Origin of the sequence: Pectinatus brassicae, assembly GCF_014201835.1 — a bacterium.
GTDB lineage: Bacteria > Bacillota > Negativicutes > Selenomonadales > Selenomonadaceae > Pectinatus > Pectinatus brassicae.
In genome coordinates this window covers 1-21,941 of record NZ_JACHFH010000029.1, presented here as the reverse complement: position 1 = coordinate 21,941, position 21,941 = coordinate 1, and the positions used below count along the sequence as shown (strand labels likewise).

At 36.3% G+C, this 21,941-nt stretch carries 19 protein-coding genes and 1 rRNA gene; 3 read left to right on the top strand and 17 right to left on the bottom strand.

Annotation, left to right across the window (positions count from 1 at the left end):
- Nucleotides 1–32: 32 nt before the first annotated feature.
- The 6 genes from bioA to HNR32_RS10395 all read right to left on the bottom strand — a co-directional run bounded on the left by bioA (nt 33) and on the right by HNR32_RS10395 (nt 6,392).
- Nucleotides 33–1,376 (bottom strand): adenosylmethionine--8-amino-7-oxononanoate transaminase, encoded by a 1,344-nt coding sequence (bioA, locus tag HNR32_RS10420; RefSeq protein ID WP_183862390.1) that lies wholly within the window; start codon nt 1,374–1,376, stop codon nt 33–35.
- Between the two features lie 24 nt (nt 1,377–1,400).
- Nucleotides 1,401–2,075, bottom strand: a complete 675-nt coding sequence (bioD, locus tag HNR32_RS10415) for a dethiobiotin synthase (protein ID WP_183862388.1) — start codon at nt 2,073–2,075, stop codon at nt 1,401–1,403.
- Nucleotides 2,068–3,051 carry a biotin synthase BioB gene (gene bioB, locus HNR32_RS10410; protein ID WP_183862386.1) on the bottom strand — a complete coding sequence of 328 codons (984 nt, stop codon included), beginning with the start codon at nt 3,049–3,051 and terminating at the stop codon, nt 2,068–2,070. Before bioB ends, bioD begins: the two co-directional genes overlap by 8 nt.
- Before the next feature lie 39 nt (nt 3,052–3,090).
- A complete protein-coding gene (locus HNR32_RS10405) occupies nt 3,091–3,654 on the bottom strand; it encodes a biotin transporter BioY (RefSeq protein ID WP_183862383.1) in 564 nt (187 codons plus the stop codon).
- A 258-nt stretch (nt 3,655–3,912) separates the two neighbouring features.
- Complete coding sequence (locus HNR32_RS10400; protein WP_221300607.1) at nt 3,913–5,025, bottom strand: aminopeptidase; 1,113 nt, start codon at nt 5,023–5,025, stop codon at nt 3,913–3,915.
- A gap of 143 nt (nt 5,026–5,168) precedes the next feature.
- Nucleotides 5,169–6,392, bottom strand: coding sequence for a dicarboxylate/amino acid:cation symporter (locus HNR32_RS10395; RefSeq protein WP_183862381.1), 1,224 nt, complete (start codon nt 6,390–6,392; stop codon nt 5,169–5,171).
- A 270-nt stretch (nt 6,393–6,662) separates the two neighbouring features.
- On the opposite strand from HNR32_RS10395, the gene murA reads away from it, so the two are divergent.
- Together murA and HNR32_RS10385 are read left to right on the top strand one after the other, a co-directional pair.
- Nucleotides 6,663–7,928, top strand: a complete 1,266-nt coding sequence (murA, locus tag HNR32_RS10390; protein WP_183862379.1) for a UDP-N-acetylglucosamine 1-carboxyvinyltransferase — start codon at nt 6,663–6,665, stop codon at nt 7,926–7,928.
- 145 nt (nt 7,929–8,073) lie between these two features.
- Complete coding sequence (locus HNR32_RS10385) at nt 8,074–9,153, top strand: NADH:flavin oxidoreductase (protein WP_183862377.1); 1,080 nt, start codon at nt 8,074–8,076, stop codon at nt 9,151–9,153.
- Between the two features lie 41 nt (nt 9,154–9,194).
- Here the strand turns inward: HNR32_RS10385 and HNR32_RS10380 are convergent, their stop codons facing one another.
- Complete coding sequence (locus HNR32_RS10380) at nt 9,195–10,295, bottom strand: threonine synthase (RefSeq protein ID WP_183862375.1); 1,101 nt, start codon at nt 10,293–10,295, stop codon at nt 9,195–9,197.
- A 195-nt stretch (nt 10,296–10,490) separates the two neighbouring features.
- Here HNR32_RS10380 and HNR32_RS10375 point away from each other — a divergent pair, with 195 nt between their 5' ends.
- Nucleotides 10,491–11,135 carry a PdaC/SigV domain-containing protein gene (locus HNR32_RS10375; RefSeq protein ID WP_183862373.1) on the top strand — a complete coding sequence of 215 codons (645 nt, stop codon included), beginning with the start codon at nt 10,491–10,493 and terminating at the stop codon, nt 11,133–11,135.
- A gap of 99 nt (nt 11,136–11,234) precedes the next feature.
- On the opposite strand, the gene HNR32_RS10370 is transcribed toward HNR32_RS10375, so the two are convergent.
- The 10 genes from HNR32_RS10370 to rrf all read right to left on the bottom strand — a co-directional run.
- Nucleotides 11,235–11,981 (bottom strand): SDR family NAD(P)-dependent oxidoreductase, encoded by a 747-nt coding sequence (locus HNR32_RS10370; RefSeq protein ID WP_183862371.1) that lies wholly within the window; start codon nt 11,979–11,981, stop codon nt 11,235–11,237.
- A 1-nt stretch (nt 11,982) separates the two neighbouring features.
- Nucleotides 11,983–13,131, bottom strand: a complete 1,149-nt coding sequence (locus HNR32_RS10365; protein ID WP_183862370.1) for an iron-containing alcohol dehydrogenase — start codon at nt 13,129–13,131, stop codon at nt 11,983–11,985.
- Nucleotides 13,132–13,145: 14 nt separating this feature from the next.
- Entirely contained in the window at nt 13,146–14,369 is a 1,224-nt protein-coding gene (locus HNR32_RS10360) for a sialidase family protein (RefSeq protein ID WP_196611137.1), read from the bottom strand.
- 17 nt (nt 14,370–14,386) lie between these two features.
- Nucleotides 14,387–14,869 (bottom strand): NanQ anomerase/TabA/YiaL family protein, encoded by a 483-nt coding sequence (locus HNR32_RS10355; RefSeq protein ID WP_183862368.1) that lies wholly within the window; start codon nt 14,867–14,869, stop codon nt 14,387–14,389.
- Between the two features lie 16 nt (nt 14,870–14,885).
- Nucleotides 14,886–16,322: a sodium:solute symporter family protein gene (locus HNR32_RS10350; protein ID WP_183862366.1), complete on the bottom strand. Its 1,437-nt coding sequence runs from the start codon at nt 16,320–16,322 to the stop codon at nt 14,886–14,888.
- A 53-nt stretch (nt 16,323–16,375) separates the two neighbouring features.
- A complete protein-coding gene (dapA, locus tag HNR32_RS10345; RefSeq protein ID WP_183862364.1) occupies nt 16,376–17,254 on the bottom strand; it encodes a 4-hydroxy-tetrahydrodipicolinate synthase in 879 nt (292 codons plus the stop codon).
- A gap of 24 nt (nt 17,255–17,278) precedes the next feature.
- Nucleotides 17,279–18,289: a 4-hydroxythreonine-4-phosphate dehydrogenase PdxA gene (gene pdxA / locus HNR32_RS10340; RefSeq protein ID WP_183862362.1), complete on the bottom strand. Its 1,011-nt coding sequence runs from the start codon at nt 18,287–18,289 to the stop codon at nt 17,279–17,281.
- Nucleotides 18,286–19,602 carry a four-carbon acid sugar kinase family protein gene (locus HNR32_RS10335; RefSeq protein ID WP_183862360.1) on the bottom strand — a complete coding sequence of 439 codons (1,317 nt, stop codon included), beginning with the start codon at nt 19,600–19,602 and terminating at the stop codon, nt 18,286–18,288. The genes pdxA and HNR32_RS10335 overlap by 4 nt, the downstream gene beginning before the upstream one ends.
- A gap of 144 nt (nt 19,603–19,746) precedes the next feature.
- Complete coding sequence (locus tag HNR32_RS10330; RefSeq protein WP_183862358.1) at nt 19,747–21,657, bottom strand: sigma-54-dependent Fis family transcriptional regulator; 1,911 nt, start codon at nt 21,655–21,657, stop codon at nt 19,747–19,749.
- 190 nt (nt 21,658–21,847) lie between these two features.
- Nucleotides 21,848–21,941, bottom strand: a 5S ribosomal RNA gene (rrf, locus tag HNR32_RS10325); the annotation flags it as partial.

Here is a 21,941-nt window from a genome sequence, read left to right as displayed (position 1 = left end):
ATATATACTGCGGCAATCTGTTTTTATATATGCTATTTTAATATTTCATCCATAGATCCTATACATCTATCTATCGCTTTATCGATAGTTTCTTTATCAATATTAAGTGCTGGATTAAAATACAATACATCACCTAATGGGCGTAGTAACAATCCTTTTTGCAAGGCCTTCTTATATATCTGATAACCCGTACGCAATTTAGCATCAAATGGCTGTTTCGTATCTTTATCTTTTACCAGCTCGATAGCATTTATTAATCCCAACGAGCGTATTTCACCAACATTTTTATGATCTGCCAGTTTTTCCTGCAATTTAGCCGTTAAATATTTTCCTGTCTCGGCGGCATTTTCTAAAATATGCTCTTCGCGCATTATCTGCTGCACAGCTAATGCCGCACTGCAGCCTAATGGATTACCGCTATAGGTATGACTATGCATAAAAGCACGACCTTTGCCATAATCATCATAAAAAGCATCATATATCTTTTGCGTAGTAATTGTCATTGCCATTGGCATATAGCCGCCCGTAAGGCCCTTGGATATACACATAATATCCGGTGAAATTCCGGCATGGTCACAAGCAAACATTTTGCCCGTACGGCCAAATCCTGTGGCAATTTCATCTACTATCAATAATACTCCGGTCTTATCACACAGTTCCCGCAATTTTTTCAAATAACGTGCCGGATAAATACGCATGCCGGCACTGCCCTGCAATAATGGTTCAACTATTAGTGCTGCAGTTTCCGCACCGTAACGCTCAAACTCTTTTTCAGCATTGACAAAACATTCACACTGGCAGTTATCACGTGCTTTGCCATAAGGACAACGATAACAGTCCGGTGCCTCGATATGAATTGTTTCCATCAGCATCGGTTTATAAATTTTGGCATATAAATCCATACTGCCTACCGATAGTGCCCCGACAGTTTCACCATGATAACCTTCTGACAAACACATAAAACGTGTACGTTTAGATTGTCCCGTCTGGGCATGGTATTGAAACGCCATTTTAAGGGCACATTCCACTGAAGCTGAACCATTATCACTGAAATTAAATTTAACTAATCCCTTAGGTATTACTTTTATTAATTCCTGACAGAGCTTTATGGCCGGCTCATGTGATAAATTAGCAAAAATTACATGTTCTAAAGTATCGAGTTGTTTTTTCATAGCAGCATTAATCTTAGGATTACAGTGCCCCAACAAATTGCACCACCATGAGCTTATAATATCAATATATTCATTGCCGTCAACATCATAAAGATATGAGCCTTTGCCATGGTCGATAACAATTGGTTTAAGCGTTTCATAGTCCTTCATCTGCGAGCAGGGATGCCAGATATATTTTAAATCTTCCTCAATAAGTTTATTCAATGTACTAACGCCTCTTCACTTAATTTATTCATAAAATGCAGCCAAAGCCTCAGCTGCTATATCGAGTTCTGTATCGCCTTTTTTTACTAAAGCGGCTACTTTTATATTAGTCATTTCTTCAATCATCTTGATATTATCTTCCTGCATAATACCACCGCTGTAATTATTTAAAATAATGGCTTTTATTGGTAAATTACGTGCTTTCATATACTCTACTGTAAGCACTACATAATTTATTGTTCCAAGGCCGGCATCTGCCACAATAAGAGATGGCAGGGACAGTTCCTTAATAAAATCTTCCAGCTGAATCTTTTCTTTATCATCATGACGAATCGGACAGACTATGCCGCCACTACCTTCCATCGTCAAATAATTAAAACTAGCAGCATTTTTAGCATATCCTGCCTTAACTACCGCCATTTCAATAGGCTTATTTTCTATTTTAGCTGCCAAATGCGGTGACACTGCCTCTTTATATAAATAAGGGACAAGACTGTCTTCACTTTGCCCAATACCGGCAAATTTATTGACATAACCGGCATCACTTTGGGCTACGCTGTCAGCGCCACTTATAGCACCTTTATAATAGCCGCAGTTAAACCCAGCATCACGCATTTTCTTTACAATCAAGCCGGTAACATAGGTTTTGCCCACATCCGTTCCTGTTGCCGTAATAAAAAGACCTTTTGTCTTATTCATTCCAAAGCCCCACTTCAAATCCTAATTTTTTAATCATTGCCATATCGGTATCAATCGTTATCCCGGAGGTTGTAAGCATATCACCTGATATTGCCGCATTAGCACCTGATTTGAAGCAGCCTTCTCCTTTATCAGGCAGTAATCCTCTACCGCCTGCTAATCTTATTGAAACATCCGGCAAAACAAAACGATAAATAGCCACAATACGACACATTTCATCATTAGTAAGCACCTTATTATCCGCAAATGGTGTATGCGGAATTGGATTGAGCATATTTATCGGCACTGATTTTACATTTAACTCCCGCAGCGACAATGCCATATCAATTCTATCTTCCATGGATTCGCCCAAGCCCATGATACCGCCGCTGCAAACAGTCATACCTGCTTTCTGGGCAGCTTTTATAGCTTTTACTTTGTCGTCAAAACTATGTGTGGTGCAGACATTCGAAAAATAATTTTTTGATGCTTCCAAATTATTATGTACTCGCTTTATTCCGGCATCATTGAGTTTTTTATACTGGCTTTCATTTAAAAGGCCAAAAGACACACACACCTTAATTTTTCCATTGTCCTCAATTGCCTGCGCAGTCTTGCACATTTCATCAATCTCAGCATCATTAAGGCTCTTGCCAGCAGTCACTATTGAATACCGCAAAACCCCTTTATTTTCATTATATCGGGCGCCATCGACAATTTCTTTTCTATCAAGTAAATTATATGTTTCTACCTTAGTTTTATAGTAAGCTGACTGCGCACAGTATTTACAGTCTTCCGAGCATTTGCCGCTTTTGCCGTTTATTATTGTACAGATATCAAAAACATTACCGCAAAAATGCTGGCGAATCTCATTACCAGCCTGGCACAGTTCAGCCAATGGCATATTTACCAGTTCAAGCGCTTCATCCTTATCAATCTGCTGCTTATTTAATACTTTATTTTTCAATTTTTCTATGTACTGTTGCTGTTCCTGCATCTTTATTCGCTCTCCTAATATTAAAAAATTTAATAAATTTTATTTATTGCTATTTATAATCGGAAGTATTTTTTTGCCAATAACTGCGGCGATTATACATAGCACGATATCACCAGGAACTGCCAATATAAAACCATATAAAAATACTACCCATGCACTAACTGCCTTGCCTAAGTAAAAATTACTGATAAGGTAGCAGTAAATAAGCCCAAAAGCATATACGATAATAAGTCCGATAAAATTCGCACTTAGCAATCTTTTATAAGATGGAATAGTAGTTTTATTTATAATACTGCCTGTTACACCGCTGGCAATGATAAAACCGATAAGATAACCAAATGTCGGCTGAAAAATATAACCGGGGCCGCCGCCTTCAGTAAATACCGGCAATCCCATCAAGCCTAATGATACATATATAGCCACACTTATAGCACCGTAGCGCCCCCCCAGTAAAATTCCTGCCAGCATCGTAAACAAAAATTGCAAAGTAAACGGCACAACGGGCACGGGAATCCTGATAAATGCCCCTATCGCAATAAGTGCTGTAAACAAGCCACATAATACTAGATTGCGCGGCGATATTTTTTCTTTCGTCGACAACATTGTCACCCGTCTTTCCTTATTAACAAAATTAACAGATTACTCCTTTATTATTAAAACATAAAAAAAAGCTATCGTCAACTTATAAATATAATAAGTTGACGATAGCTTTTTTTTTATCAATATACAGCTTTATACTAGTTATTATTTTAACTGCCGGAGGAATTATAACCCTTCCGACTCGACTTCGTCAAGCCACCTTCCCTGAAGGGACGGCTTTAAGGCTACACTATTTATTAACTTGCACAAAACTAATATTTATTATTTTAAGTTTTCCGGGTTAAGGCAATGTAGATCTGCTGGGATAAAGATGCCATTTTTGCGGATAAGTTCACCATCGATATATATTTCTCCGCCACCATAAGCCTCAGTCTGAACCAAAACAAGATCCCAATGCACCGAGGAACGATTACTGTTATCGGCATCATCATAGGCACATCCCGGTGTAAAATGAATACTGCCACTGATTTTTTCATCAAATAAAGTATCTTTCATTGGTACTGTTATATAAGGATTAACGCCAAAAGAGAATTCTCCAACATAGCGCGCACCTTCATCAGTATCAAGAATCTTATTTAATGCCTCAGTATTATTGGCAGTAGCCTCTATAATCTTGCCATCTTTAAAGGTCAGGGAAATATTTTCAAAAGTAACCCCCTGATAAACTGCCGGTGTATTGTAGGTTATTGTGCCATTTACTGTTTCTTTTATTGGTGCTGTATATATTTCTCCATCAGGGATATTACATTCACCCGAACATTTTACTGCTGGCATATTTTTTATGGAAAATGAAATATCTGTTCCCGGTCCTTTTATTTGAACTTTATCAGCGCTTTCCATGCGTTTTTTTAGTGGTGTCATTGCTTCATTCATTTTTTTATAATCAAGATTGCAGACATCGAAATAATAGTTAGTAAATTTTTCGGTACTCATATTGGCAAGCTGTGCCATAGCACCATTAGGATATCTAAGCACAACCCATTTTGTATATGGCACGCGAATATCTCCATGTACTGGTTTCATCCAGTCCTGCTGATACATTTTCATCTTTTCTGCCGGCACATCACTGAGTTCACTGACATTTTCACTGCCACGTAAACCAATATACGCATCCATTTCACTCATAAGCATTGATTCACATTTAGCCATAAGCTGCATCTGTTCTTTTGTCGCACCCATGACCATTTCACGCTGTAATATCTGGTTCTTCACTGATAAAAATGGAATACCACCAACTTTATAGGTTTCCTTTACAAGTGCCTGAGCTAGTTCCACTCCTGTATCAAATACTTCTATAAGAATTTTTTCACCTTTTTCAATATGTGTTGAATAATTGATAAGATTATAGGCTAATTTTTCTATTCTGCTGTCCATTATTAGACCTCCATATTATAAATAATTATTTTATATCTTATGTAAGAGTTTATGCTATTATTAAATATTTTTCAACTTTATCATTACCAACTAAAAAAACTGTTACAGGAAATAATTCCCATAACAGCTTAATATATTTATTACTATTCTTTTCTCAATCTATCCACAATAGTTGCACAGGCCGAATCCCCAGTAACATTAACTGCGGTACGCAGCATGTCAAATATACGGTCAACACCAAATAAAATAGGCAATGCATCAATTGGTATATTAGCCGCCATTAATACAGCTACAACAAGCAATGTAGGCCCAGGAACACCTGCCTGACCAACGGCACCGATAGTAGATGTAAAAATAATTGCTATATATTGAGTGACACTAAGATGAATGCCAAACATCTGGGCAAAGAAGCAGGCTGCCATAGCATAATAGGCAGCATTACCATTCATATTAATGGTCGCCCCCAGCGGTAATGCAAAAGCTGCCGTTTCCTTGGAAACATGCAGTTCATCAGTAGTAGTGCGCAGATTAAGCGGCAAAGTTGCCATAGAGCTTGCCGTAGAAAATGCAAATAATTGTACCTTATAAATATGCTTGAAAAACTCTTTATAGGATGTACATTTAGAAAACATTGCTACACTGCCACCAAGGACAACGAAATTATGAATCAATAATACTGCTATGTATAATCCCAGCAGATATAATATCTTAACTAACACGTCTGCACCAAATTTACCGACAGACCCAGCCATAAGGCCAAATACACCAATTGGTGCAAAGCACATAATAATTGTCATTATTTCAATAGTAGCTTCAGTAAGATTATTAAATAATTTCAATAGATAATCACGTTTTTCAGGCTTCATCGCTGAAATAGCAAAACCTAAAAATAAAGAAAATACTATAATTTGCAAAACATTGCCACTGACAAGAGCCTCAAATGGATTAGCCGGCACAAAACCAATAATAGTATCCCAAAAACCAGGCAAAGCCCCTTTATCAGCATATTTTGCTGCATCAGCCACACTGCCTAATGCTGATAAATCAATGCCCACACCCGGCTTAAATACTTCACCGAATATAAGACCGATAATTACTGCTATTACCGTAGTTACTCCATAATAAACAAATGTAGTAACACCGATTTTCCCAGCAGAACTTGATGCGCCTAAAGATGCTGCACCACCAATAAGTGAAAAAAGAATCATCGGCATTATAACCATCTTAATCAGCTGCATGAATAAGTCACCTACTGGTGAGAATATTTCTGCATGCTTCCCCATGGTAAGCCCGGCAATTATACCAAGAATCATTGCTACAAAAATATACTTGCCTAAGTTGTCAATAATGCTGCTTTTTTTTAACATTTAACCCAACCTTCCTATAAATAATATATCCAATAAAAAATTATACATTCACGCAAGACATTTTGCAATAATTTTTATGACTATTCAATATTTTTTCTTATTTTCTTCGTTAGTTTGACGTCTCTGCCAAATATATTGATTTTAACTGCTATTTTAAAAATTAATTATATCTATATTTTATATTACTTTCCTTCCTTAATATAAATCTTGCCAGATATATTTTTAAATGGTAAACTGTATAAGATATAAGCATTTTTCGGGGGATAAAAATTGGAAAAGTTAGTTATAAATGGTGGCGCACGCCTACACGGACGCGTCAAAATAAGTGGTGCCAAAAACGCTGTTTTACCTATAATTGCCGCTACACTTTTAGGACAAGATATTCCTTGCGTTTTAGAAGAAGTACCATGTTTAGATGATGTAGAAACTATCTCTGAGGTTCTAACAAAACTCGGCGTAAAAGTTTCTTTTGATAAAGAAAAGCATATTTTTACTGCTGACAGCTCCACCATCACATCATGTGATGCACCTTATGAATTAATACGCAAAATGCGCGCTTCATTTTTAATCATGGGGCCGCTCCTTTCACGCTGCGGGCATTCTAAAATCTCTTTGCCTGGTGGCTGTGCTATTGGTACCCGCCCTATAGATTTACACTTAAAGGGCTTTGAGGCTCTCGGTGCCCAGATTGAAATTGGACATGGCTTTATCAACGCTACTGTTCCTGATAAATTAAAAGGCGCTAAAATTTATCTTGATTTTCCTAGTGTCGGCGCTACCGAAAACATCATGATGGCCGCCTGTATGGCTGAAGGTAAAACCATCTTGGAAAATCCTGCTCAAGAACCAGAAATAATAGATTTAGCTAACTTTTTAAATATGATGGGAGCCAACATCCGTGGTGCTGGTACTAATGTAATTAAAATCGAAGGCGTAAAAAAACTTACCGGTTGCAATTACACAATTATTCCTGACCGCATTGAAGCCGGCACATATATGGTTGCTGCCGCTATGACCCATGGCGATATCTACATAGAAAATGCTATCAGCGAACATTTAAAACCAGTCATTGCCAAACTAACTGAGGCTGGCGCTGAAATAATTGAAGATGTTAAAGGCATTCGCGTTAAAAATGATAAATCTCTTAAGGCTGTTGATATAAAAACGATGCCTTATCCAGGGTTCCCTACTGATATGCAGGCTCAGTTCATGGCTATGCTCACCGTATCTGAAGGTGCCGGCATGGTTACTGAAACTGTATTTGAAAACAGATTTATGCATGTTGATGAATTAAAACGTATGGGCGCCAATATAAAAATCGAAGGCCGCACTTCTGTAGTTGAAGGCCCTTCCAAATTATTAGGCTGCCAAGTCAAAGCTACTGATTTACGTGCCGGTGCTGCTATGGTTCTAGCTGGACTTGTTGCTGACGGCGAAACCCAAATAGGGTATATTCATCATATTGATCGCGGCTATGATAATCTTGTTAATAAATTATGTTCTTTAGGCGCAAATATTCGTCGTATTAACGATTAAACGAAATTATATATTCTTTATAATTATCCGCTCCCTATATAGGGAGCGGATAATATTCGTATAACTGCTTTATCACAATTATTTTTGTAAATATTTTTTTATTTACTTCATATATTATTCACTATTTTTTACAAAGGACAGAAAAATGATTCCAATAGATAAATCTACAAAACTTAAGCACCTAAATTTGAAAAATCCCTTCATACGTTCTGCTGTACATAGTTTTTTAGGCGATACAGACGGCTTTATGACCGATGTCGAATATCAAATGTACAATGACTTGGCAGCAAACCATATCGCCCTTATCATAAGTGGTCATTGCTGCGTTTTAGCTGGCGGACTGGCCAATAAAGAACAGATACGTATTGATGATGATAAATACATTCCGCAATTTACCAAAGCCGCTGAAATTATTCATAAGCATAACAGCTTATTTATGCCACAGATAAATCATGCCGGCCCACGCGCTATTGATACTGATGAATACTATGATGTCAGCGAATGTGACTTACGCAAGGACCGACATGCTGCTGCCTTATCTATGGAGCAGATAGAAACTATTCGTGAATCTTTTATTGCTGCTGCCTATCGCCTTAAGCAGGCTGGTGTTGACGGTGTGCAGATTCACGCCGCCCACAGCTATTTGTTATCACGCTTTATTGACGAAACATTTAACGAAAGAACTGATATTTATGGCGGCAATATTGAAAACAGATTTCGTCTGTGTGCCCAAATAATCAGCGGTATAAAAGAAAAATGCGGCGCTGATTTCCCTGTAGCCATAAAAATAAATAATGACACAAATGCTGATGATCGCAAATATGCTTACGACATGGAATATATCATCAGAAAATGCCAAGAACTTGACGTTGAATTCATCGAGTGGAGCGGCGTTGATTTTCTTAGTAAATCCCGCACTGATTCCCTGTATTATTTCGATAGAATAAATTCTTTTGCTAAACATACTACCCTGCCAATAAGTATTGTTGGCGGCATTAAAAGTATCGAAGACATTGAAAAAATTCAAAACAGTAATATCCCATTAATTTCTTTAGGGCGGGCGCTTATCTGTGAACCCGATATCTTGACAAAATTTGCCACTGGGCAAAGTGATAAATCGCTTTGTGTATCCTGTAATCGTTGTTTTGCAGTTCCTCATCTTCATAAAAATATCCGCTGCGTCCTGCATTGGAAAAAAATACGCCAGACACAGAAAAATAAATAAAAAAACTGTTGTGGAAATTCCACAACAGTTTTTTTTTTTTATTACCATGGTTCTGATTTTAATCCAGCTCCACACATTGGAATTAGGCATTCAGCTATTTTTCCGTATTTTTCGCAATAGATCTGATATGCTGCATAACTAGCTGCAGTTGTATGTTCACAGGAAATCCCCTGTGCTGCCAATTGCCCGCGTGTCGGCAAAATCTTTTCTTCTGGAACAGCAATCATCTTTATATCATATTTATAAATATACTGTAAAATTTCCTTGCCACGCATTGGTACTCCAATGGCAATACCTTCTGCCAAAGTTGGTTTAACTTCCACTTCCACCGGAACATCTGATTTTTGCTCTACAGCCTGCACAAATGGTGCACAATGTTCACTTTGCACCGCAATAAGCTGCGGCATTTTTTCGATGATGCCCGCGGTCAAAAATTCTTCCAAGGCTTTAATTACCCCTAGGAATAACGTACCATTTCCCAACGGTATAATAATATTATCAGGAATTCTGCCCAATTGCTCATAAACTTCATATATATATGTTTTAGTACCTTCATAAAAAAACGGATTATATACATGATTAGCATAATAATCACCATCTTTAGCTACCTTAGCCCGGCAGACTTCAGCACAATCATCACGTGTGCCGCTTACTACATTGCACATAGCTCCATGCGCGCGTATCATGCCAATTTTTTTAGGTGATGTTGCTTCAGGTACAAAAACTTCACATTTTATACCTGCCCGTCCGCAATATGCTGCCACACTATCACCGGCATTACCGCTGGAATCCTGTACAACACTTTTTACCCCAATACTGCTGCAATGGGCTATCAGCATAGCTGCTCCGCGGTCTTTAAACGAAAGCGTCGGCATACAATAATCCATTTTAAACAGCACACCATCGGCAAAATTAATGATTGGTGTCATACCTTCGCCTAAAGAAATATTTTGCCAAGCATCATTTTCAATCGGCATAAATTCCCGATAACGAAACATACTCCAGGTATTTTTATCTACTTTAGCCAGATCAAACTTAGGTGCTGTATAATCCAATTTCCATAAGCCACCGCACTTGCTGCACTTAGCTCTATACGTATTGGTACTTTCCCGATGACCACATTCCGAGCAAACAAAATCCATACTGATTCCTCCATTTATAAACCGCTATTTGCCACTATTATAACATAAAAACCCCCGATAAATTCTGATGATACCTAGGTGTAATACCTTTTATGATTTTCTTGCATAACTAATTATTCAAAAGATTTTGTCATTGACTATTGTACTTAGTTAATGCTATGTTTATTATAACAAATAATAGGGAGGTATCACATCATGTCATCGTGCAAAAATAAGATTTTAATTATTTTTTCTCTGTTCGCCTTAATTACCTGTATAAATTTTAATATTGTTTATGCCAATGATATTATCAATAAATCTTTTTATATTGGCAGTGAAAAATCCAATTATCCTGTTATTCAGACCAATGATTCCGAAATAAACTTCAAGATTAACCGCGATATCCAAAACTATCTGTCCGATATGCGGGCTGCTGTTGACAGTATCCCTGATACCAGCAGTTCTATGTATTATAATATTACTTACAATGACGCTAAAATCGTCTCGCTCGTTTTTAAAGAATACCGCTTCTATAAGGGTGCGGCTCATGGCAATTACTTTATTAACGGCGTTGTCTATGATAAAACTATCGGTGAACGAATTCCACTCTCTCATTATCTTACTATAACAGCTCCCCAGCTGCAAAAAATGCTTGATAATAAGGAAGCTGTCATTTTAGGCGGTGATGGAAATACTCCAGTTTCAATAGATTCCTTTATCGGTGACTTATATATTCCGCAGGACTACTGTATTAGCAAAAAAGACAATAAGCTCTATATCAGTCTTATCTACCCGCCCTATGCCTTAGCCCCCTATGTCTATGGCACGCTTTATATTACTATGCCTCTAAAAAATAATTAGGATAAAAATAATGCCGTGATAAGCAATTATCTGCTATCACGGCATTATTTTTTCCATATTCTAATATATCTATAGTTTATATTGATAGTACAATATGATCTAATTCATATAGATGCCGCCATTGATATTAATACTTTCCCCGGTTATAAATACCGCCATATCGGATGCCAAAAATAAAACCATATTTGCCACATCTGCCGGTTGTCCCAACTTTTTGAGTGGTATACGTTCCAATAGTTTTTTCCGATACTCCGTTGTCCATTGTTTGGACATATCTGTTTCAATTGGTCCGGGGCAAACAGCGTTTACCCGTATATTGTATTTAGCCATTTCCAAAGCCAAGTGCTGCGTCAAATAATTAATTCCTGCTTTAGATGCACCATAAGCAGGCGTTGCATTACGATGCGGTGTTTTTGCTGTACTTGATGAAACATTTACAATAACGCCATGTTCCTGTTTTACCATGTAAGGCAGTATTGCCTTACATGTGTAAAACGTTCCATTTAAATTAACATCAATAATTTTCTGCCATTCATCATCAAGCATATCAAGTGTCGGTTTTCGCATATTTATCCCAGCATTATTTACCAAAATATCTATCTGGGGAAAATTTTTTTCTACATTTACTGCCAAAGCCTTTGCTGCAGCCGGGTCTGCTATATTACCAATATTAACAAAACATTTTTGACCTAATGACTGTATTTCCTCAGCTAATTGCTGCAATAATTTATCATTTGTTCCGGTCACAATCAAGTCGGCACCATTTTTTGCCAACGTCAAAGCAATCTGCCGTCCTATACCTCTAGTGGCTCCGGTTACTATTGCGTATTTATTTTCCAGCAGCATATTACATTACCTTTTTATAAATATTTCTAATATCATCTAAAGATAATTCTTTACAGTTATTAACCAATAATCTCGTCTGTTTACTGCCCGCATCTACAAGAAAATCAAGATCGTCATCCTTTACACCAAATTCTTTTAAGCTTACAGGAATATTGGTATCTTTTACAATAGATGCTATTTCATTTATTATATAATCTGCTTTTTCATCAACACTTTTAGCTGATAATTCCGGATATACCGCATCGCATAGTTGTGCCAAACGATCGGCGCAGGCATCTTTATTAAAAGCCATTACATGGGCAAATAAAATGGCATTGGACACGCCATGTGCAATATGATATTTGCCGCCCAACGGATAAGAAAGTGCATGAACAGCTGTAGTTCCTGACCCGGTTATTGCCACTCCGCCATAAAATGCTCCAATCATCATTTCACTTTTAGCCTGCATATCATCGGCATTATTATAAGCTTGTTTTATATTGTGAAAAATCTTGCAGGCTCCTTCTTTGGCATATGTGTCGCTTAATGCTGTTGCTTTTTTGGAAGTAAAGCACTCCACAACATGTGCCAACGCATCAACGCCGGTTGCCGCAATAATTTGCGGTGGTAATTTAGCTATCATATTAACATCTAAAATTACATAGTCAGGAATCATGCCATCATTTACAATTCCCTGCTTTGTTTCTTCTTCCGGAATTGCCACAATTGCGTTGCAGGTAGCTTCTGAACCAGTACCACAGGTTGTCGGTACCATAATAGTTTTTATTTGTTTTCTGGCAATGCTGCTATCTTTTAATAAATCACGCAAATTATAATCTGCACCAACAATTACACTGACTAATTTGGACGCATCCATAACACTGCCTCCGCCAACACCTATAATAAGGTCAGCTTTTTCCATACCAACTTCGGCAATAACATGTTCCACATCTTCTACTGCTGGTTCAGGTGTCAAATCATCAATAATTTTATAAGGTACTTGCCCGCAGGCCTTTATTACGTCATCACATAAACCACGTTCATGTAATCCCTTATCGGTAAAAATCAAAATGCTTTTGGCATCTTCTTTAGCGATAATTTCTGAGATTTTATTTACTGAATCCTGTCCAGCATATATTACTGCTGGTATTGTTAACTGACATTGTTGCATTTTAATTCCTCCAATTATTTTTCTAAAATCCAATTTTTAGTAAGTATTACATGTTTTATTACTTGTCTGAAATAGGTAAACGTCATATGAATTTTGCCATCGCGACTCTGGAGTACTGACGGATAAGAAAATTCACGATTTTTCTTTTCCTTAGAATTATTGCTAAGACAGATCCCGTCACCATCCTGAATAATCTTAACTGCAGGCCAGGTAAGACCGCCGTCATGTGATATGGCTATAGTCATTGGTGCACGCGGCACTCCCCATACAGCTTTTCGTCCCAATTTATCCTCAGGAACAGCGTGTGTTATATTGCGTTCAGCATCATCTACACGGCCTTCTTCTATTTCATCATATAACGATGTCCGTCTTTGCTCACTTTGGGTACTATTTATATTATTAAATACCATTACAATATCTCCATCATTTAATACAAATGACTGTATAGATGAGTTATTATTAGGCAAATCCAATTTTATCGGTGTTGTCCAATGGCAGCCATCAGTCGATGTGCTGCGATAAATATTATCGGCCCATCTGCTGCGGAACAACGCTATTAAAGTATTATCTTTAAGTTTATTAATACACATATGCACAAGACCGACACTATCCGGCACTGTATATTCCTGCCATGTTTTTCCTTTATCCGCTGATACTTTTACCGCTGATGTGTCATGATCCCCTGTCCATTTTTCACCAGTTTTTACCGCACATCGGAATATTGGAAATAACCATGTCCCATCATTTAATATAATAATTGACTGTCTGATAAAAGTTCCTGGTTCATCAAAAAAAACATCTTCATCTGACCATGTATAGCCATAATCTTCCGATGTTCTATAACGGACAATTGCTGTATCCTGATTGCCATATTTCTGGGCCGTATAAAACAACCACAGTTTTTTACTGTCATCTTCAAAAAGCACCGGATTTTGTTCTGAACGCTCCGGATCCATCGACATCTTTTCTGCTTTTGACCAGCAGTCAGTCTCTTTATTCAAACGTGATAAAAAGATGGATATATCACTTACACCTTCCTGAGTTCCGGCAAACCATGCACATAAAATATCGCCATTGGACAATTCCAATAATTTTGATGCATGATTTTGTGGGCACTGCGTTGGCAAATATGCATAATCATAATTTTTTTCAGCATCCTGTTTTATTTTGCCATCAAATATATCTTCATCAACTTTTGATTCTACCTTTTTCATATATACCACATTAGTGTTTTTCATATCTTCTACCTTCTTTATCAGAGCAGTCTAGCTGCTACTTTTACTATTATCTTCTTCACATGTTCCGGTGATGCCTGTACACTGCAATTTGGTCTGTGTACATCCCAAGGGAAAAAAACCGCGAAAGAACCCTGATTCAACTCAATAAAATTCTCCTGATCAATGTCATTATAGCGTATAATATCATTTTCTTTTAATTCATTTTTAAAAATTTTTTTTTCATCAAATGCAGGCAGAAGTCTGCCTACACCAATTTTTTCTTTTCCTTTTATTATGCACTGTATATCTATATATTGAACATGTGCTTCCGGATGACGTGCTTTTACAGTTTCCGTATCATATTCAGTAACTTTCGCATATATATCATTGCCTTCTATCTGATATTTTCCTGGCTCGAGCTGCCAATTTTCCTTATCTAGTAAAAAATTTATACCTTTTTGAACTGCTTTAGGATAAAAATGCAGTTCATTTTCTATATTGTTTAAATTTCCAAAAATCATACAATTCACCTTATTTTTAATGCAAAATTTCTTTATTATGCTGTACTATTGTTTCTTCCTGATTATCTTTATTAGTAAATAATTTAGACATTACTCTTTCAATAGTCATTACAACAGCTGGTACTATCAACGCTATATAGATATTATCAATACCAAACGGGTTATTAAGCAGATACCATACTGCTGTTCCTACTGCAGCTACAACTAATCCTATGTTAGCCGCACAGGTACTTTTGAAAAATGGTAAATAAAAACCCAATACTGCTACGACAGCAATTGTTAAACGTAAAGCTCTTGTAAAGAATGATAATTTTAATATTTCTGGTACTCCAAATACGAATAATAATGGAAGGAAACCAATAATTATTGAAATAATGCGTGTCATTTTTAATTTTTTTTGAGGTTCTGGATTAAACTTAGGTACATAGAAATCTTCTACCACCAAAGATGCAATACCTAATGCAACAGTACTTACACTAACAAAAACAGCTGCTACAATAGAAGTAGTTACTATTGCTGCCAAAATTGGCCCCATCTGTTGAATGAACACAGGCAAAGCAAATAATGCTCGCATCTGTGGATGAAGAAAATGTGCAATTACGCCGATAGCTGCTAAAATTAATCCTAATGGTAAACATAAACCCACAGCTATAAAACAAGCTTTTTGAGCATCTTTAGCACTTTTAGTTGAAGATATTGCCTGCATTACAAATTGTGTAGAAAAAATTGAGCCAGAAGTAGCTATTACCCACGCAAATATTGTAGCTCCTCCAATATGTCCATCAAAGGTGAAATAATAATCTGGCAAAGAATTAATAACAGGAGTAATTCCACCAGACAATGATAACGCTACTGCCAGTATTATTATAACGCCTATATATTTTAATGCCGCATGAATTATAGTTACATAAGCCACACCTTTCATTCCACCTAGGACATAATAAAAAGTACTTACTATTGCTATTATCAACATTGCTAATGGAATATTAATATTCATTACACGTGTTAATGCTGCTGCCCCACTGATATAATTACCTACATTTACCAATAACAAAGCTGCAATCATAATTATTGAAACAATCATTTTTGTTGAACGACCAAATTTTTGAGCAATTGCACCAGAAATTGTAAATTCGCCTGATTTATAAAGACGTTTTACAAAAAACAATCCATATAATAAATAGCCCACTGCAGCTGCCAGTACCGACCATGCTGCTGCCATACCATATTCAAAAGCCGATTCGGCTGTTCCAACTGTCGATTTTGCTCCAATGAATTCCGTCATCAATAAAAATCCTACAATTACTGCCGGCATTGCCTTTGCAGCATTCATAAACTGTTCACTGGTTTTACTTCTAAGTTTAACACTAAGCCAACTAGTTAATATAATATATAGAACAACTACTGCCAATATAAACATTGTGCTTTCTGTACTGAACTGATGAATAGCCATCGCTAATCCTCCTGTATATTATAAATTTTCAGTTTATCGTTCCTAATAATAATTCAATATAACTTAAAGACTTCTTTTAAAGTGTCTACAATAACCGGATTTGTACAATTTGATGGTTCTCTAGCTGGACCAACATCATTACCCAATAAATTAACCGCAAGTTTTACTACTGAATTTGGATTGCCCATCTGCATTACATTACGGAAAGGACGTATTTTTTTCTGCGCTTCATTAGCTTTTTTAATATCACCGGCAGCCCAATATTTATAAATATCTACCATTAACTCTGGAAATACATTGGAACAGCCCGAAATCGCACCAGCACCGCCAGCCATAAGTGTCCATAAAATAAGTGAATCACTGCCAGCTAATACCTTTAAACGTGAATCAGTATTTTCGATATATTTTAAGGTATTATCAAAATTACCACTGCTGTCTTTGATCCCGATAATATTTTTATACTCAGATAATTTTTTCACTGTTTTAAAATCAATATTATTGCCTGTTCTACCCGGAATATTATAAAGGAGTATTGGCATATCAACAGCATCAGCTACTTTACTGTAATGACGATAAATATCATCCTGTGATACTGCTACAAAATATGGTGAAATCACTGATAACACATCAACACCTAAGTCCTTAACTTTCAAGGATAATTCAATGGTTTCTTTGGTTGTAACACAGCCTGTGCCCGCATAAACAGGAACACGTCCGTTTACTGCTTTCACTGCTGTTTTTATTATTTCCAGCTTTTCTTCATTATTAAAAGCATAAAATTCACCATTTGTTCCCAATGGGAATATACCACTTACACCGGCATCAATAAGTTTATTGATAAATGCTGTATATTTTTCCGGATTAAATGTTTCATCTTCATTTAATGTTGTTACTACTGGTGTTATAATACCTTTTACTTCAACGTCTTTCATTTTAAAATCCCCTATTTATAAAATTTATTTTACTAAAATATCAGCAAACTTCACTGATGCCATTTTTGCACCAAGTTCCAAAGCTGCCATCATACTCTCACTACTGGCCTTGCCTGTTCCTGCTACTGGAAAAGCTGTTCCATGGTCAACTGATGTCCTAATGCAGGGTAATCCAACCGTAACATTTACACCACTGTCAAAGCCCAATACCTTAATTGGAATATGTCCCTGGTCATGATACATTACCACAACTATATCAAATTCATTTAAATTAGCAGCCCGATGAAATACGCTATCTGGTGGAACCGGACCAGTCACATCATAATCTTTAGCTTGCGCAGCCTTAACTGCTGGAACAATTTCCCGTTCATCTTCTGTGCCAAATAACCCACCCTCACCACAATGTGGGTTTAAACCTGCAACAGCAATGCGTGGCTTTTCTATTCCCATCAAACGCAATGCATCATAGGCTAAGTCAATTACTTTTTCAATACGGTCTTTTTTTACTACTTCAGAAACTTTATTTAAGGCAATATGGGTACTTACATGGATTACTCGCAACTTAGGGCTTGTAAGCATCATAGAAAAATCTTTCTGCCCCATTAAATGTCCTAAAATTTCCGTATGTCCGGGATAATGCACTCCGCCTTTATTTAACGCTTCTTTATTTAATGGTGCCGTAACTATTGCATGCACTTTTTCCTGCATCGCATAATCTACCGCTTTTTCAATATATTCATATGCGGCTTTACCAGCCCTGCCATCTACCTTGGCAAATGGCAAATCCACTGGCAGATTATCCAGATCTACTATATCGATAATGCCATACTCATTACCGCCATCTTCTACTGCTCCAATTGCACGGCATCTAAGTTCTGCCCCGACAATTCTTAACGCCCTCTGCATTATTTTTTTATCGCCAAATACTATCGGTCTGCTTGTTTCATATACCTCTTTATTCTGCAATGCCTTAACTATTATCTCAGGGCCAACCCCTGCAGCGTCCCCCATTGTAATTCCCAATACCGGCTTCATTTAATCATCCTTTCTACTTGTGCCTTCTGTTTATGCCCACCATTTCTTATTGCGTCTATCGCCTGTACAAATATATCCCCTTTACCAAAAGCGCCTGCTTTTGTAACTACAAATATTGGCTCTATATTTTCTCCATAAAGTATCCCTAACGGCACGCCTGTATCTATTTCATTTATTATCTGGATCGCATCAGCATTTATAGCACGGCAAATATGCACAGCTGTATCACCACCAGTTAAAACCATCCCTGCTAGTTGTTCTAAATTCAATTTAGCTGTTATTTCAGCTATAAAGCAGGCTGTTTTTTCACTTACCTCTTTTAATGACACGTCATATTGTTTCCCTAACCATGCAGCTTTTGCTACATCGGTATCATCGGTGGCTGCAGTGAGCAAAACATCCATTTTACAAGACATATATTTATTCATTAACTGCACCAGTTTTATTTCTTCCTGCTTTTTATCTATAAAAATTTGTGCTATGTCAACTTTAATTGTTTTTATATTTTTATTTGCCATCAAATATTTTATCTGTCTTTGTGTTATATGACTTATGCTTCCAGCCACAATCAAAACCGAGCCACTGCGTTCAGCAATATCAATATGTGCTGTTCCTATCCAATTATAAAAATCATTTAAGTATCCGGCTAACCCCGCTGAACCAACCCATAAAATATTTTGATATTCCTTTATAGCTTCCGTTACTAGCTGCAAATCACTTTCCTTAGCCGCATCACAAACTATCCAGTTAGTTTCTTGTTTTATAAATTTTTTTATTTGTGTTCTTACCTCTGCCAAACCCTTATTTATAGTCTTTAATTCCAAGACCCCAATTTTTCTATCAACCTGCTGTCTTATAATACAAGGAATATAAGATTTATCTACAGGTGTCTTTGGCGCATGTGCTATTTCCGTATATTCCAATAGCATTCCGTCCAACAAATGATAACCGCCTACTGTTATACGTCCATTGCTAGGATAAGCCGGTGCAACAATAACAATTTCCGGTAAAAAAACATCAGCAACTGCTTTAATTTCTGCACCTATATTTCCCCGCAAAGTCGAATCAATTTTTTTATAAACACAAGAAATATTCTGTTTGTATATTTTTTCCGAAATATTTTTTACTTTTTTATAAGCTTGTTCTGCTGATAAGTCCCTGCTGTCAGAGTCTATTATTAAAACATCACTATCATTGTCTTCTAATTTATCTATATTGAGCTTCACATAGGAAGACATGTTTTTTTTAGCAAATTGTACCGCCGTATCGTTGGCTCCTGTTAAATCATCAGCGATAACAGCTAGTCTACTCATTTAATCGCCTTCTTTGCAATCATTTACTCATATATTATGCAAAGAGCGTGCCAACTTCAAATTTCTAATAATAATAGGGTTCAATAATAAAAAGCAACATTATATGATGCAATTCTGCATCATATAATGTTGCTTTTTGCTGTTTTAGTGTTTTCTTTTGCAATTATTAATATTTTTCAATTTACGCCATAAAGTAGTACGGTGTATTCCCAAACGCTTAGCCGCTTTAGTAAAGTTAAAATTTTCTTCAGCTAGAATTTTATTTAAAAAAGATTCTTCCACATCACTTAATTTCTGTACATTATTTACAATTTGTGATTCCTGCTCATTGCTAGTAACAACAATATCTTTTTCTAAATCATCAGCGTAAGCATCTTGTACATCCCGCAAATCGATTAAAGGTCCTGTCGATAGTAACATAATTCGTTCCATCATATTAACAAATTGCCTGATATTGCCTGGCCAATTATAATTCATCAAATATTTTTGAGCATCTTCACTCATTCCAGTAATACGCAGATTAATATTTTTCATATCCTGCAAAAATTTGGCTATTAACAACGGAATATCTGTCTTCCGCTCCTGCAGTGTCGGCATATGGATTCTAAGTATATTCAAGCGATAATATAAATCCTCACGAAAATTTCCCGCTTTAACCATCTGTAATAAATTTTTATTAGTAGCCGCTACAATACGAACATCAACTGGAATAACTTTTTCTCCGCCTAAAGGCATGACTTCTTTTTCCTGCAAAACACGTAAAATCCTTGACTGCAAAGGTAATGGCATTTCCCCTATTTCATCCAAGAACAAAGTTCCAGAATGAGCCAATTCAAATAATCCCTGACGACCACCTTTTTTTGCTCCGGTAAAAGCCCCTTCCACATAACCAAACAATTCTGATTCTAATAGATTTTCTGGTAATGCTGCACAGTTTACAGCTACGAAAGGTCCATTGCTCCGTGTACTCAAATTATGAATACTTTGAACCAGCATTTCCTTCCCAGTTCCTGAATCGCCTGTAATCAGTATAGTTGACTCCGTTAAAGAATATTTGGCAGCTTTACGCTTCATATTAGTACAGGGCAATGAACTGCCAATAATATCATCCATTTTATATTTAGCAATAAGACCCTTGGTAAATAATTTTTTTCTTATATTTATTTCCATTTTTTGTACTTCAGAAATATTTTGCAAGGTATAAATACTGCCCTGTATCTTTTCTTTTACATAAATGTCATTTCCTTTTATTGTATATTTCTTATCATAAATTTCTATAATATCGTTTTTTTGTAAATTTTTCTGCAAATCAGGCAGTAAAATTGATAAATCATGTCCTTGAGCATCGAAATGTGTAATATGAAATATCTTTTCAGCAACAGGATTTAAAACATTAATAATGCCATTTTTATTTACAGCAATAATTCCATCATGAGATTTATTGACTACTGTACGTAATTGTTCACTTTTTCGCTGCTCTTCTCTTCGTATTGATGCTACTAGCAAAGCTGTTTCTAACGCTCTGTATACAGACTCCCTGCCTGATTGAATAAAAATGCCATCAATATCATTCTTTTTCGCCATTTTTACAGAAATTGCATCACCAACTACTAATTTAATTCCATTCTTAACAGCTTCCTTAATTTTATATTCGGCATCATTTACATCATTTAATATTATTTCTGTAAATTTTATATGTAATATTTTCTCTAATTCTTCCGAACCATAAACCATATTGCTAAAACCAGCAATTGCAATATGGTCAGGATATTTATCATATGTTAAAATTGCTTGTAAAATATCCGTAATCGTTACCTGAATATACATAATTGGAATATCAAACTTTTTTTCAATTAAGGAAGCTGTCCCACCTCTGCTGACAATTACTTCTATACCATTATTAACCGCTGCACTGACTAAAGATTCCGCTTCTTTTAAATCACCTTTTACCACCTGAAACAGATTTTTTTTATCGGGAAATTTTTCTTCTATAACACGTTTAGCCAGATCCGCTAAATCGGAAAATGGTGCAACAAATAAAATCTGTGCTTCCATTATCAAATCTCTCCTTTTAAATCTCTAAATATATTTATGTCATTATTATATAATAGCATAAATATTAGCTATAAATATAAAAAAACTGTATAAGATTATTACTTATACAGTTCATGTTTTTCCATATATATTTTTTCGGACAATAAAAAACGTCTATGACAATAGTTTAACTAAAATCATAGACGCTTCTAACCGGCAACATCCTATCCTCCCAGGGGGCTGCCCCCCAAGTACTTTCGGCCTGTGGATGCTTAACTACTGTGTTCGAAATGGGAACAGGTGGA

Coding starts and splice junctions, on each gene's coding strand:
- HNR32_RS10355 (WP_183862368.1), bottom strand. CDS start 14,869: ATGATTTTTGGAAATTTAAACAATATAGAAAATGAACTGCATTTTTAT.
- HNR32_RS10350 (WP_183862366.1), bottom strand. CDS start 16,322: ATGGCTATTCATCAGTTCAGTACAGAAAGCACAATGTTTATATTGGCA.
- HNR32_RS10375 (WP_183862373.1), top strand. CDS start 10,491: ATGTCATCGTGCAAAAATAAGATTTTAATTATTTTTTCTCTGTTCGCC.
- bioD (WP_183862388.1), bottom strand. CDS start 2,075: ATGAATAAGACAAAAGGTCTTTTTATTACGGCAACAGGAACGGATGTG.
- pdxA (WP_183862362.1), bottom strand. CDS start 18,289: ATGAAGCCGGTATTGGGAATTACAATGGGGGACGCTGCAGGGGTTGGC.
- HNR32_RS10395 (WP_183862381.1), bottom strand. CDS start 6,392: ATGTTAAAAAAAAGCAGCATTATTGACAACTTAGGCAAGTATATTTTT.
- HNR32_RS10385 (WP_183862377.1), top strand. CDS start 8,074: ATGATTCCAATAGATAAATCTACAAAACTTAAGCACCTAAATTTGAAA.
- HNR32_RS10405 (WP_183862383.1), bottom strand. CDS start 3,654: ATGTTGTCGACGAAAGAAAAAATATCGCCGCGCAATCTAGTATTATGT.
- HNR32_RS10360 (WP_196611137.1), bottom strand. CDS start 14,369: ATGAAAAACACTAATGTGGTATATATGAAAAAGGTAGAATCAAAAGTT.
- dapA (WP_183862364.1), bottom strand. CDS start 17,254: ATGAAAGACGTTGAAGTAAAAGGTATTATAACACCAGTAGTAACAACA.
- HNR32_RS10330 (WP_183862358.1), bottom strand. CDS start 21,657: ATGGAAGCACAGATTTTATTTGTTGCACCATTTTCCGATTTAGCGGAT.
- bioB (WP_183862386.1), bottom strand. CDS start 3,051: ATGCAGGAACAGCAACAGTACATAGAAAAATTGAAAAATAAAGTATTA.
- HNR32_RS10400 (WP_221300607.1), bottom strand. CDS start 5,025: ATGGACAGCAGAATAGAAAAATTAGCCTATAATCTTATCAATTATTCA.
- HNR32_RS10335 (WP_183862360.1), bottom strand. CDS start 19,602: ATGAGTAGACTAGCTGTTATCGCTGATGATTTAACAGGAGCCAACGAT.
- HNR32_RS10365 (WP_183862370.1), bottom strand. CDS start 13,131: ATGCAACAATGTCAGTTAACAATACCAGCAGTAATATATGCTGGACAG.
- HNR32_RS10380 (WP_183862375.1), bottom strand. CDS start 10,295: ATGGATTTTGTTTGCTCGGAATGTGGTCATCGGGAAAGTACCAATACG.
- HNR32_RS10370 (WP_183862371.1), bottom strand. CDS start 11,981: ATGCTGCTGGAAAATAAATACGCAATAGTAACCGGAGCCACTAGAGGT.